This window comes from Shewanella marisflavi (assembly GCF_023283925.1).
Taxonomy (GTDB): Bacteria; Pseudomonadota; Gammaproteobacteria; order Enterobacterales; family Shewanellaceae; genus Shewanella; species Shewanella marisflavi.
Genome location: NZ_JAKIKX010000002.1, coordinates 429,886 through 444,403 on the forward strand (window position 1 = coordinate 429,886; position 14,518 = coordinate 444,403).

8 protein-coding genes are annotated in these 14,518 nt (G+C 50.2%); 4 read left to right on the forward strand and 4 right to left on the reverse strand.

Going from position 1 to position 14,518, the window contains the following annotated elements:
• Positions 1-80 precede the first annotated feature (80 nt).
• Positions 81-2,909, reverse strand: a complete 2,829-nt coding sequence (locus tag L2712_RS06750) for an ExeM/NucH family extracellular endonuclease (RefSeq protein ID WP_248977288.1) — start codon at positions 2,907-2,909, stop codon at positions 81-83.
• Between the two features lie 377 nt (positions 2,910-3,286).
• On the reverse strand, positions 3,287-4,309 hold the full coding sequence (locus L2712_RS06755) for an isoaspartyl peptidase/L-asparaginase family protein (RefSeq protein WP_248977401.1): 1,023 nt from the start codon (positions 4,307-4,309) through the stop codon (positions 3,287-3,289).
• Positions 4,310-4,466: 157 nt separating this feature from the next.
• Between L2712_RS06755 and L2712_RS06760 the strand changes: the two genes are divergently transcribed.
• Positions 4,467-6,314, forward strand: a complete 1,848-nt coding sequence (locus L2712_RS06760) for an autotransporter assembly complex protein TamA (RefSeq protein ID WP_428848612.1) — start codon at positions 4,467-4,469, stop codon at positions 6,312-6,314.
• Entirely contained in the window at positions 6,311-10,210 is a 3,900-nt protein-coding gene (gene tamB, locus L2712_RS06765; protein WP_248977289.1) for an autotransporter assembly complex protein TamB, read from the forward strand. Before L2712_RS06760 ends, tamB begins: the two co-directional genes overlap by 4 nt.
• Positions 10,211-10,320: 110 nt before the next feature.
• Here the strand turns inward: tamB and fadR are convergent, their stop codons facing one another.
• Positions 10,321-11,079 (reverse strand): fatty acid metabolism transcriptional regulator FadR, encoded by a 759-nt coding sequence (gene fadR, locus L2712_RS06770; RefSeq protein WP_052125478.1) that lies wholly within the window; start codon positions 11,077-11,079, stop codon positions 10,321-10,323.
• A gap of 298 nt (positions 11,080-11,377) precedes the next feature.
• On the opposite strand from fadR, the gene nhaB reads away from it, so the two are divergent.
• Positions 11,378-12,973 (forward strand): sodium/proton antiporter NhaB, encoded by a 1,596-nt coding sequence (gene nhaB, locus L2712_RS06775; protein ID WP_248977290.1) that lies wholly within the window; start codon positions 11,378-11,380, stop codon positions 12,971-12,973.
• A gap of 87 nt (positions 12,974-13,060) precedes the next feature.
• On the forward strand, positions 13,061-13,576 hold the full coding sequence (dsbB, locus tag L2712_RS06780; protein ID WP_248977291.1) for a disulfide bond formation protein DsbB: 516 nt from the start codon (positions 13,061-13,063) through the stop codon (positions 13,574-13,576).
• Between the two features lie 401 nt (positions 13,577-13,977).
• On the opposite strand, the gene L2712_RS06785 is transcribed toward dsbB, so the two are convergent.
• Positions 13,978-14,487, reverse strand: a complete 510-nt coding sequence (locus L2712_RS06785) for a hypothetical protein (RefSeq protein WP_220061077.1) — start codon at positions 14,485-14,487, stop codon at positions 13,978-13,980.
• Positions 14,488-14,518: the final 31 nt, after the last annotated feature.

The window sequence follows — 14,518 nt, forward strand, 5'->3', positions numbered from 1 at the left end:
TATCGAATAAAATCAGTTTATTATAAAATTTTACGCCAAAAAATAGGCCACCCTAAGGTGGCCGTTTAAAACAGCTGCTATTAGAAAGCCAACTTTGCCTGACCTTTTAAGCCATGGTTATCCTTAACCGTTAATTTGACCTTACTGGCGCTATGGCCAAAACTGACGGCCACAGGCCCCTTTTGCTTACTACCATCGTTAAATTTCCAAGATTGCGACACCAGCTCACCGTCAGTGTCGTAGCTTAGAGAGATAAAGAGATCCATAAACCAAAGATCAAGATGCTCTATCACGGCGACAGGCTTTTTACGCTTGACCTGTACCTTGACCACTTGGGTGACGCTATGGCTCAGGCCATCATTATCTGTCACTGTCAGGGTTATGGGATATTCACCCGCCTTGGCAAACTGATAACTCACCTGCTCTCCCGTGGCACTGTCACCGTTGCCAAAATCCCACTGATAAGAGACTATCTCGCCATCCTCATCCTGTGACGTGCTAATTAGGCTCACGCTGCGCCCTTTCAGCGTTTGGCTAAAACTCGCCACCGGCGCTAGGGTGTCACGCTCAAGCAATAGAGAGATAACGACCGGGTCGTGATCCGACGAGCGATAGGCATCTGAGCTGTAAAGCGACTCAATCTGAGCTGACGACTTAAACTCCTCGTTGTAGTCAAGCAATCTAGGCTCATCTGTGTTGATATGCCACTCGGTCACATCCACCACCTGATCCGCCAGCAGAGCATTGGCCAGAGCGTGATCTAACTGCCCGCTTTCACCGGAGAATACATACGAGTATGCGCCTGACTTACCTAAGTGATCGAACAGCTCGACATAACCGGCGCTTTGCAGGGCATCGATAGGATCTTCCTTGGCATAGGCATTCATGTCACCGATCACCAGGGTCGGCAGCTCGCCATACTCACTGGCTAGCCAAGCACCTAGGGCGGTTGCAGCGCGGGTGCGCGTCAGATTACAGTTTCCTTGACCATCGTTTTGATCCGGATCTCCCAGGCTAACACAATCACTGCCCTTAGACTTAAGGTGATTAACCGCCACCACAAGCTGCTTAGCCTCACCAAGGACCTCAAATGCCTGGGTTAAGGTCGGGCGGCTTTTGGCGTCGTTAAACAGCGTGTTTCCTTGCTCATCGAGCGGCGAATTGGCACTGGAGAGCACCTTAGCCTCACCCACAGGCATAACACGATCGCTGCGATACAACATGCCCACTGTGATGGCATCTGTGCCTATGGTCGGCGTTGAGACAGAAACAAATTGATATCTGCTCTCGCCTACTGCCTGATTCAGGCCGCTGACCAGATCACTAATGGCAGATTCACTGCCAAAGCCATCATTTTCTATCTCCATCAGGCCGAAAATATCGGCATCGATAGCTGTCATGGCGCTGATGATCTTTGCGCGCTGACGGGCAAACTCGCTTGGCGTATCGGCGCCGCGAGCCGTTGGGAAACCACCGCCGAGTCCGTCGCCGTTAAAGTAGTTCAGTACATTAAAGCTGGCTACCTTAAGGTTTCCCCCCGCCGCGAGCACAGGTTCAACGGTTCTTGGGTTGGTGGCCACAAAGTTCACCGTATCGGTTGGCATCAGGCGATACTGACCAAAGCCATAGTGCATTACACCGCTCAAATGGGTAACAGCATCGCCCACCCGCACAGTGTTATCGCTGCTCAGCCCAGGGGCGGGATAGCGAACAGGATCTGGATTTTGCGCGGTCAATCCGTCGTCAAGCAGCACAGAGTCCAGTGCATTGGCCTGACTGACCGCCAGCGCGTCACTGCCGGGCTCGGCCACTTGAGTGCCGATGAAATGACGGCGACTTCCCAGTAAGATCTCACCATAACGGCCCAGATTATAGACCTCATTGACCACCAGATTTTGTGAGAAACTCACCCGCATCCCCTCAACGGCTTCTAAATCACCGCTTTGCGTGAGAGGCAGAGTTATCGAGGCGGCTGTCGGCAACGGCTGTGCGGTTTCACACAAGGTATGCTCACTGACATTAGTCAGCTCAGTCAGACCGTTATACTCCTTAACCAAAGCGGTCAGTCGAATACGATCGCCCGCCTGATAACCCAGCTGACCGCCTGAATAGACAAACACCCCTTCAGAGGTGGTCGCATCAGTATCAGTTTCACTATCGGCCATCTGCAGGAAGAGTCCCTTCAGGCCCGCTTCCTGATTGCTGGTCACTATCGCCTCTACCGTCACGCTCTGACCGTTGACAGGACTGAGATCACCGCTGCCCTGAATGGCGGAGATTGAGGTCGCCGGATCATGACACACCAGAGATTGCGGCGGCTCAACTGGATCAGTTGGCTCTGTTGGTCCCTGATAGGCAAACTGACCAAGATCGCTAACATCATCCTGAGCATGCCCGGTCCAAGTCGCCAGGGTAACGGCGTCATCGAGCACAGTATCGGCAATCAACTGCTCGGGGTTGCGTCTTAAGGTGTTATTTTGGGTAGAGCGTTCGCCGCTGCCCCACTCTGAGCCAGGATCTGTCCCCAACTGACCTAGGCTATCGATCACCTCGCCCTGTTTGCGCAGCACCAAGGTGTCATCGCCATTGAAAAAGCTCGCGCTGCTAAGCTGATCCGCAACCGCTAATATCTCACCACCGGCATCATTATCGGCAATAACATAGGTTTCACCTGCCCCCAGGCTACCGCTCAGTGCGATGTTAGACCCGGCACTGCTGCTGCCGTTGAAGTAAAACTCGAGCTGGTATTGACTTAACTCTATGCTGGCATCGGTAGGATTGTAGAGTTCGACCGCTTTGTTGTTACTGCTGCCTTCTACATATTCTGAAATAATCAAATCGTCTGCGGCCTGAGCAAAGGTGGAGGCACCACCAATGGCCAAGGCAAGCGCACTTGCTTTGGTAAACATATTAACCCCTAAATTTATCCATTAACCTAGTGTTCGGCTAGTGTTCGGCTAGTGTTTGAGTCGGCAGCATTTGAGTCTTATCGCCCAAATTGCTGCAGTGCTGATCCTTAGAACAGGCCAGACTATAGATCAGCTTGTTGACAAAGAGGTTACAAACGCGACTCACAAGCAGAATTGTCGCTTGGCAGTGAAATCGATAGAAAAAGAACAGGGATTTATTTGACGAGCCAGGCTTTAACAAGCAAGAACAACAGGGGTTATTGCCAAAGAGTTAATCAAGCAATCACGGGCTAAGGTTTATCTTAATCGCCCGTGATTGCGAATCTGATGTTCTGGGCGGCCTGCACTAAAACAATCAGTGCAGACCTAGTAGGTGATTAGTTGTCCTGCCAGATCATCACCTTGGCCTGCTCACCTTGCTTGCGGGTCGCACGGTACATGCCTTCGGTATTAAATGGAGTCGCGATATTACCGCGCTGATCGATAGCGATCACCCCGCCAGTGCCGCCTGCGGTGATCAGGCGTTGATTGATCACTTCATCGGCGGCCTGCAGTATCGATTTTTGCTGATATTTGACCTTGGCGCAGATATCACCCGCCACATGGTAGCGAATAAAATACTCACCATGGCCGGTGGCCGATACGGCGCAAACCTGGTTTTCCGCATAGGTGCCCGCGCCAATCACTGGCGAGTCGCCGATACGGCCGAAACGTTTTACCGTCATGCCGCCAGTTGAGGTACCCGCCGCAAGATTGCCCTGCTTATCCAGTGCCACAGCGCCCACAGTACCGAACTTATAATCGAGATCTAAATAGTTAAGCGACGCCTGATAATCAGCCTTGCCCTCTTGATTGCTCTCAGCCTGTTTTAATTTGGCCTTGGCATCGAGTAACTGCTGATAGCGAGCATCGCTATCAAAATAGATGACGGGCACAAAGTCAAAGCCTTGAGTCAAGGCAAACTCTTCAGCCCCTTCACCTGACAACATGACATGGGGCGATTTATCCATCACGGCCCGGGCCAGATCGATAGGGTTTTTAATATGTTTAACCCCAGCCACGGCGCCCGCATTCAGGGTGCGGCCATCCATAATAGAGGCGTCCATCTCGTGGCCACCATCATAGGTATACACGGCACCTTTACCGGCATTAAAGAGCGGGCTGTCTTCAAGAATATTGATTGCCGTAGTGACGGCAGTGAGACTGTCACCGCCATGCTCCAACACCTTATACCCGGCATCCACCGCCTGTTTAAGCTTGTCGCGATAGGCTTGTTGCTGTTCATCTGTCAGATTGGCTTTAGAGATGGTTCCCGCGCCGCCATGAATAGCGATAGAAAAAGGCGGTGTCTGCGCCATCACATTGGCGCTCATCAATAGACCCATCAGGCCAGATAACATTAGGGGGGTAATAGTGCTTCTCACGTTAGGCTTCCTCGTTATTGTTTGCCTTCTTTGTACCGATTTTAATCATTAATTACAATCACCATCTTGCTTGCCCTCTATAATCTGCGACAATAAACAACAATAAAATTCTCAACTAGATAGAGCCTTTTTCTTGCGGATCTCATCTTCTTTATCCCGGCTACTACTCCTAACCCTACTCAGTTTGAGTTTGGGTACCTCTACTGCCTGGGCCGATAAATGGCTTAAGGTAGAGATTAGCGGCGCCGATGAGGCGCTAACGCGTAATATCACGGCCCACCTGGGCACTATCCCCAACTCAGAGGTACAACGCCGCGCCTTCATCTTCAATGCCGAAGACAACATAGAAGCCGCGCTGCATTCGATGGGCTACTACAAGGCAAAGATTGAACCTCAGCTCGATAGTCCAGAAAATGCGCCCTGGACCTTACGCCTGGCCATCACGCCCGGCGAGCCAACGCTGATTCAGTGGATAGATATTCGCCTCTCGGGCGAGATCCTCGATGACGAAGTGATCGACCGATGGCTGAAACAGATCACCATTAAGCCCGGTGATCAGCTCAACCATGGCGACTATGAGTCGATAAAATCTCAGCTACTGACCTATGCCCTTGCCCGCGGCTATTTTGAAGGGAAATATGTCACCAACCAGATAGTGGTCAACCGAGATCTCAACAGTGCACAGATCAGCCTGCATTACGACTCTGGGCCGCGCTATCGTATCGGCGAGGTTCACTTTAACGGCCATGATCTGGTGCCAGGTTTTCTGGACCAGTTAATCCCTTTCGAAGCGAACTCGCGGTACAGTACTGGCAAATTGGGCGCCCTCAACCGAGAGCTAGTGGATACAGGTTACTTCAACAATATTAAGGTTTTACCACAACTCGACAAGATAGCAGATGACAGAGTCCCCATCCGCGTCGAGCTAAGCCCCAGACCCACCCACTCTATCGAGCTGGGTGTCGGTGCCGACATAGGTAATTCTATTGATAACAAGGTAGACCCCAGAATAAGGGCCACCTGGCGCATGCCGCAGATTAACCGCTATGGGCATTCTCAGGAAACCAGTATCGAATGGTCACCCGACACGCCAAAGTTTCTGACGACCTACACCATTCCCATGAGTCATCCGCTGGATGACCAACTCAAGCTAAGAATTGGGCTGCTCAGGGACAAATATGGTGTCACTCAAGTCTATGACCCCGACAAGCGAGAATATCGCAACACGGGCGAACTCGAGTCAGTGAAAAAGCTCATTGGTGTTGTCAGACAGAAACAGTTCGGCAATCAATGGATCTTTACTTACTCTCTCGATGCCATCAACGAACGATATACTCAGTCGGATATCGACTACAAACCCGATCTCTTTCTGTTTGGAACCAGCCTGTCACAAACCATCAGGGGAGATAACAGCCTGGATCCTAAGTCTGGCTATTATCAGTCTTACAGCATGGAATACGCGGAACCTGAACTTGGCTCTGATCTGCGCCTGGGTCGAATTCAGGCCAAGTTTAAATGGATAGATACCTTCTTTGGTAAACACAGGTTTGTGTCACGTTTGGATCTCGGTGCCAACCTGGTTAAAAAGGAAGATCTGCCGCTGGTACCGCCTTCTCTGCGCTATTTTGCCGGCGGCGATCAAAGCATACGCGGTTACAGCTATCAGGAATTGGGGCCCTATATCGACTATATCGATACTGAAGAGCAACTGGCCCGTATGGTTGTCGGGGGCCAGTATCTTTTAGTGGGCAGCCTGGAATACCAATACTATCTGACACCGACCTGGCGTCTGGGGACCTTCATCGATGCCGGTAATGCCTTTGATGACACCCAGTTTGACCCTATTGTCTCAGTCGGTGGCGGCGTACACTGGATATCGCCCATAGGGCCGATAAAATTGGATCTCGGTGTCGGCCTTAACGAAACCGAAACCGTAGACCGTAGCTGGCGTATCCACTTCACCATGGGGGCTGAGATATGATTGACCAGCCCAATGAGCTAGATCTGGCACAAACCGATGACCAGGGCGCGGCGCCGGTTAAACCCCTAAGCCCCTTTAAGCGACTGCTTCGCTGGCTGCGCAACCTGATCCGCCTGGTTTTCTATCTGCCCTTAGCTCTGCTGATCATGCTGGCCTTAATGATCGGCACTCCCCTAGGTACGCGCCTGTCAGTCATCTTGGCCGATGCCTTAGTGCCCAATTTATCGCTCAGCTACAGCGCGGGCCGGCTCAATGGCCAATTAACCCTAGATCATGCCCACTGGCAGATGGCGGGCATAGTGGTTGATACTCAAGATCTGACCCTCAACTGGCGTCCGCTATGTCTGCTGCAGCGCCAACTTTGTGTCGATACCTTAAGTGCCTCGGCGGTGCACGTCGACATAGATACAGATGAGCTTAAAGGTGAAGATGACAACCCAGACCTAGCGACAGAGTCACCTAACCCTGAAGGATCAGAGCCCATCAAAGAGGAGGTAGCAGAGGCCGATGATCAGCAGCTGGTACTTCCCTTTGGCATAGTGCTCAATCAAGGCGATCTGAAACTGGTCAAGGTTCGGGTCAACCAGATGCAGTTTAATGCCGACGCCCTCACAGCCAAGGCCAGCTGGTTAGAAACAGGGCTCAGGGTAAACCAACTGGCCAGCCAAGGTCTCTATATCGATATTCCACTGTCTGCAGAAACGGATAAGGCTGCTGATAGCGACCAAGCTGATGCCGATAGCTGGCCACTCACTCAGTTGCCAGAGGTAGCCATTCCCATGCCTATCTTTGTCGATACCGCCGAACTCACCAACAGCGAGCTAAGGCTGGGGCAAAGAATCGATCATTTCCAAGCCTTCGCCCTGCAAGGCAGTTATGTGGGCTACAAGATCACCTTAGACAGCCTAGATGTGCAGCATGACTATGGTAAGGCCCACCTAGATGGCCATATGAGCCTAGAGCAAGATTACCCTATGGCGCTGAACCTGCAGGCCGATCTCGCCAGTCAGCAGCTCACCGAGCTGCCACAGTTGAAACGCCAGCAGCTAGAAGCGGAAATAAACGGTGGCTTTGCCGGGCTCGCGGTAACACTAAGAGGCAAAGGTCATTTAGATCTCAACCTGGATGGCGAAATCAACCTGGACACCCCTTTACTGCCCTATCGTGTGGCGCTAACCAGCCCCCATCTGATGTGGCCGCTTGCCGAGCCTGAATATGAAACCAAAATCCTCACACTCAATAGTCAAGGTAACCTTCAGAAACAAAGTGTCACCCTAAGCGGCGACCTGAAGACCCCTTATCATCCTTGGCTTACGCTCGATGCCGAGTTTGAACACCAAACTAAGCAACTCTCGTTCGCTAAGCTGGATGTCGACAGTGAGATGGGCAAGGCCAAACTCGCAGGACAACTGGCTTATGGCGACAAACTCCACTGGGATCTGCAGCTCGACGCCCAGACACTGGATCTGAGCCAGCTCAATATCACCACTGAGCAGCCCCTGCCCGAGACAGAAATTAACGGCAGCTTGCACAGCCAAGGGGACTATAGTGACAAACAGTGGGCGATTGGCGTCAGCGATGCCGATCTTCAAGGTCACGTTGCAAACTATCCGCTGCGGCTTCAAGGCGATATTGCCATCAATGACAAATTCCAGCTTAATGCCAAGCAGCTACAGCTCAATGCCTTAGAGTCAGAGCTTACCTTGTCGGGACGTGTCGATGACAACTGGTCTCTCGATGGTCATCTGAGTGTGCCGGCGCTTAGCCTGTGGGACCCCAAGGCAAGTGGTGCTATCGAGGCGGTTATCAATGTCTCAGGTGACGACGAGCACCCGGAAATTGCCATCAATGCCGATAGTGTGGAGCTGCAATACGCCGATATACAAGTCGAGAAGGCAAAACTGATCGCCTTCTATCGTCCCCAGGATGAGCATCAATTTGCCCTGTCGTTAAAATCATCCGATATCAAACGGCAAAACGTTAGCTTGAGTACCCTCACCTTAGGGTTTAAAGGCGATCTCAATAAACAAAAATTGGGGCTGCAGACCTATGGCGATATCCAGCTGCAAACCTCCATCGCATCCAGCTTTGATGATAAAGCCCAAAGGTTCGATGCCAGCGTCAATCGTATTAACCTTAAATCTCGCCTAGGCGACATGGCACTGGACAAGCCCATAGCACTCTATTGGGATCAGCAACAAGGCTATGGTGAGGTCGCGCCTTTCTGTTGGCAACATGAAGCCGCCAGCCTTTGCCTGACCGACATTGCAGAACTTGGCGACAAGGGCGATACCCAGCTGCAGTTTAGCGGTGATCTTGGCGCGCTGCTTTCGCCCATCTTACCCGATCGTCTGACCTGGCGGGGACCGACCCAGCTCGACGCTCTATTTCATTGGGCCAAAGGAGAGAAACCTACAGGCGAGATTGAACTGGCGATGGCACCCGGCCAGTTTGACTTAACCACCAACAGACGCCAGATTAACGCGCAATATAAGTATCTGCAGCTGAGCGCACAGCTCTCCCCTGAGCGTTTTACCGCCGATGCCAAGTTCGAGTCTGAACGTTTCGCTAAGCTGAACGCCGGGGTAGAAATCAGCACAGATCCCGAGCATCGTCTCAGCGGCCAAATCGACCTGAAAGATATCAACCTCCATGCGCTGGCAGACTTTACTCCACAGCTTGAGGTACTCGACGGCCGGGTGAGCAGTGCCATTACACTTGGCGGCACCCTAGAGAGCCCGCAGCTGACCGGCTCAGTTGACCTCATCGACGGGCAATTAGCCGCGGCGGCTAACCCGACACTACTGGACAACATAGCGCTAACACTCTCACTCGTGGGCCAAGGGGCTAAACTCACTAGCCAGTGGACCATGGGCGAAGGCAAGGCAGAACTTGAAGGGGATCTGAACTGGCAAGAGGGTTTACAAGGAGATTTTCAGTTCAAAGGCGATAAACTTGCCATTATTCAACCGCCGCTGGCTATCTTAGATGTCTCACCTGACCTCACCATAGGCTTTAGCAACAAGCACTTAGATATCCAAGGGAATGTAGATATCCCTTCAGGCCATATCAAGATAGTACAGTTGCCCGAAGGTGGTGTGGCGCAATCGGATGATGTGATCTTTAACGACAGTCTGTCGACACAGGTGCAGGAAAAAAATCCTATCGCCATTACCAGTCAAATCATGGTCAATGTCGGTGACAAGCTCAACATTGACGGCATGGGACTGCGGGGCATGCTACAGGGTACTCTGGAACTGCGCCAGGCGGCCTTTAAACCTCCTCTGCTCTACGGTGACATCAGAGTGGTCAATGGCACCTATAAATTCATGGGCCAGACCCTGTCGATCAATGCCGGTGAAGTACAGTTTATTGGCCCTATGGCCGTGCCGAACCTGAATATTGAAGCGACACGGGAGATCAAAGAAGATGATGTTATCGCGGGCGTGCGCATCACCGGCACACCGGCGAAACCTGTGGTCACCCTCTTTTCAAACCCTGCCAAAGAGCAAGCTGAGATCCTCTCTTACATCATCAAGGGAACTGGGCTGAATAACTCAGATTCAGATCAAAACAATGCCTTAATGATGGGCGCCGCCCTGACTCTGGGCAATCAGCTCGGCGATAATGCCTTTTCCAATGTGGGTAGCTCTGCAAGTAGTGTGATAGAAAAGCTGGGGATCTCTAACGTTCAACTCGATGCCAACGATGACGGTAAAGTTGCCATAAGCGGCTATATCGGCGATGACCTTATGGTTAAATACGGCGTGGGCGTATTCAACCCAGGTTATGAGATGACTGTGCGCTACTACCTGATGTCTCAGCTCTATCTGGAAAGCGTCTCAGGCACCATCTCTAAGACTTTAGATATCTACTACAGCTTCGATATCGATTAATGCTATTGGCCTGACACAAAAAAGCCGCTGTTTTCAGCGGCTTTTCTTTAGTTCATCACCTATGGGAACTCGATGTCAGCACTACAACGGCATCACCAAATGGCAGACGATTAGACGTTTGCCTCGGCAGATTGCAGCAGGCTACTCTTGTGTCGCTGCCAAACCTTACCGCTATTGATACCGTAACTGCGCATCAGCACAGGTACATCGTGGTGGTTATGCTCTTTCGCTAAGGCTTCGAGTGCCTGATAGAAATCGAGAGCCAACTCCCTCGCCTTTTCAATAGCAAAATACTCTTCACCCACGCGGCTATAGAGACCTTTAAAGCCATTAAGGATCAGAACGTAGAGCGGGTTACCAGAGTGATAGGCCAGGGTATGATGCAGATTATAATCAAACTCAATAAATGCCTTGGCCTCATCCTTCAGGGTCGCCAGCGGCGCTAACGCTTCAAGCACCTTATCAGGGTTATAACGCACAGCGCCCTTGAAGTAGATGGCGCTGATGTTAGTGCGGGCAGACAAGAGTTGCTCCAGCAGTACAGGTTCACCGGCAGGATTCAAGTCGGCAATGGTTTCCAACACATTCAGACCTGAGGTTTCCCAGATATCATTTACACGTGTCGGTTTACCGTGTTGAATCGTTAACCAGCCATCGCGTGCCAGACGCTGTAGCACTTCACGCAATGTGGTGCGAGTCACACCAATTAGCTCGGATAATTCACGTTCTGCAGGTAAGATGGAGCCGGGTGGAAACTTTCCCTCCCAAATAGAACGAACAATATACTTTTCGGCAAAGCTGGCAGGACCTTTCGCTTCAATAATATCTTTGTCTTTGGGCGTTACAGGTGCTTTGGGGACAGTTGTCATCAGGCCGCTATTCCAATTCAATGAAAGTTATTTTGGTAACTGATCATACCAGAGCGAGGAAAAATGGAAACCTAATCCGTAACAATACTGGATAAGATCAAGGACAGAGATCTCATTACTGAGTAAAATACACACTATATCAACAAGCTTGTGATGTAGATTGCAGTTAATGTCTGTTTTTAGCCCATGGCGGTCATAAAAGTATTAAATTCTACATATCATTAGGCTACACTGATGTGAAAAGCAGACTGTATGTAAAGTTTCTGTCAAAAAATAATTATATAGATGAGAGGATGCCATGCCTGTGACCATGAGTCAGGCGTTTATTGACAATTTCTTAGGAAATTCTCCTAAGTGGTTCAAAATCGCAATTTTATCGTTTTTAGTGATCAACCCAATAATCTTCTATCTCAATCCATTCGTTGCCGGATGGTTATTGGTAATAGAGTTTATTTTCACCCTAGCGATGGCGCTCAAATGCTACCCCCTACAACCAGGTGGTTTGCTGGCTATCGAGGCGGTGATCATTGGCATGACCTCACCTAGCCAGGTGCTCCATGAAATTGAGGCCAACCTTGAAGTCTTGTTACTGCTGATCTTTATGGTGGCAGGCATCTACTTCATGAAACAGCTGCTGCTGTTCGTGTTTACCAAGATGATCACCAAGATCCGCTCTAAAGTAGTGGTCTCCTTGATGTTCTGTATCGCCTCGGCCTTCCTGTCGGCCTTCCTCGACGCCTTAACCGTGATCGCGGTTATTATCGCCGTCGCCGTGGGCTTCTACTCGATTTACCACAAGGTCGCTTCAGGTAAGAACTTTTCCGACGATCACGATCACACCTCAGATCAGCACGGTGAAGGCCATTCACTGTGTGAAAATGAACTCGAGGCGTTTCGTGGGTTCTTGCGTAACCTGCTGATGCATGCTGGTGTCGGTACTGCACTGGGTGGCGTTTGTACCATGGTCGGTGAACCACAAAACCTGATCATTGCCGCCCAGGCCAACTGGCAGTTTGGTGAATTTGCCCTGCGTATGGGCCCTGTAACAATTCCAGTATTCTTTGCCGGTATCGCCACCTGTTTCCTGGTGGAGAAATTTAAATGGTTTGGCTATGGCCAGCAACTGCCAGAAGCCGTACATAAGATACTCTCTGACTATGCCTCATATGAAGATGCCCGCCGCACAAAGCATGACAAAATTAAGCTTGTGGTCCAGGCCTTTGTGGGTGTTTGGCTCATCGTTGGCCTGGCGTTCCACCTGGCGTCAGTTGGCCTAATTGGTCTGTCAGTGATCATCCTAACGACCGCCTTTAACGGCGTCACCAACGAACATGCGCTGGGTAAAGCCTTCGAAGAGGCCCTGCCTTTCACCGCGCTACTGGCGGTATTCTTTGCTATCGTTGGCGTAATTATCGATCAACAACTGTTTGCCCCAGTGATCCAGTGGGCACTAAGTTACGAAGGTAACACTCAGCTGGTGATCTTCTACATCGCCAACGGCCTGCTCTCTATGGTGAGTGACAACGTATTTGTGGGCACTGTCTATATCAACGAGGTCAAGGCGGCGCTACTGGATGGTCAGATCACCCGCGATCAGTTCGATCTGCTGGCGGTGGCTATCAACACGGGTACCAACCTACCATCGGTTGCGACACCTAATGGTCAGGCGGCGTTCCTCTTCCTACTGACATCGGCCATCGCACCTTTGATTAGGCTCTCCTATGGCCGCATGGTTATGATGGCGCTACCTTACACCATCGTACTGTCAATCGTAGGGATTCTTACCATTGAGACAGGGTTCCTCACGGAGATGACCCAATACTTCTACGATTCTCATATGTTGATCCATCATTCGGCAGCCGAAGCGGTTAAAGGCGCCGTCTCTGGGCACTAATTTGTTGATTGACTGAACTTATTTAGTTTCGTAAAGTCTTAAAAACGCCTCTAGCAGTTAGGGGCGTTTTTTTATAGGAGAATTTCGTTGAGCGCCCTGACCCGTTTTGCACAATCACGATTAGCATGGAGCACCTTGCTTGTTACGGCACTTATTCTTGAATGCTGTGCCCTCTTTTTCCAATATGTGATGAAACTTGACCCCTGTGTCATGTGTATCTACCAACGCGTTGCCGTCCTAGGATTACTGCTTGCCGGACTGCTTGGGGTTATCGGCCATCAATACCGTTTAATTCGCTTTATCGGGGTGCTAATTTGGGGCATTAGCAGTGCATGGGGATTAAAACTGGCGCTTGAATTAGTGGAGATGCAGACCAATCCGTCGCCCTTCTCGACCTGCTCATTCCTTCCCGAGTTCCCGACCTGGATGCCGCTACACGAATGGTTACCTTCAGTCTTCCTGCCAACCGGCATGTGTACCGACATTCCGTGGGAGATGTTTGGCATCACCATGTCACAATGGATGGTGGTCGCCTTCAGCACTTACCTGATTGCCTTGGTGGTGTTTATTATTCCGGCATTGATGCCAACGAAGAAGGCTTGATGTGCGCTCAAGGTATCGCTTTTTGAAAAACGCCCCTAACGGGCGTTTTTTATGGCCCTGCAATGGGCCCTTTAATTTGCTTGAGTAACGACGACCAACAAAGTCATTTATTAAGGGGGTCTTGAAGCGTACCTTCACTGCAACCTAACGCCTGCCCGGCGGGGGATGTGCAAACACAATTTTGGCACGCTATGAATATGTCCCTATACGCTCCACGGCGACGTCCTGTCGCCGAGGGCCAAAATCGTGTTTACACTGAGTATCTAACGTCTCTTCGATTTGGCGGAATTGGTAATGAAAAGAGGATAAGACAGGGATTCGAGCTACAAGCTCCTGCTTAAGAATGAGGAGCTACGATGTGCAAAAACTGAGATAAATAGGCTAAACGCCACTATCACTTGTTATGTTTTGTAGCCATGTAACTTCATTAAACTGGAGCATATTACTGCTAATTTTGCATCGGAATTAACTATGTGCTGTCGAGCATCCTCCCACAAACAATGTATTTGGCCTTCCTCTGCATGTTTACCTTTTTCAAGATATTCGAGAATTTCCATATTCCATAGTCGATAATCATTGGTATCAAAACCAGAATCAGGAAAATATAAGCCGCATAGCATTTCCATTTTTCGGAGAATATTCTGAATTTCCCTTCTATGTTCTTTGTTTACTGATGGATAGTCGACTTTCTGGTGCTGAACATCATCAAGAATTTCGGTACAAAGATTCGTATATTGAATCGATGTCTTATATAAATCTTCAATTTTGGATAGAAGTAAGTCTCGTTTATTTCTCTTGGTATTAATGTATTGGTTAATCAAAAGCACAGAGACGGCGAGAAGAGCTGATAGTAGAAAAGTAACCAACCTTACTTGGTCTGATTTTTCAGCAAATAACTCTATTAAATACATAAATACCTCCTTGAAACCTAACTCCGTGTAT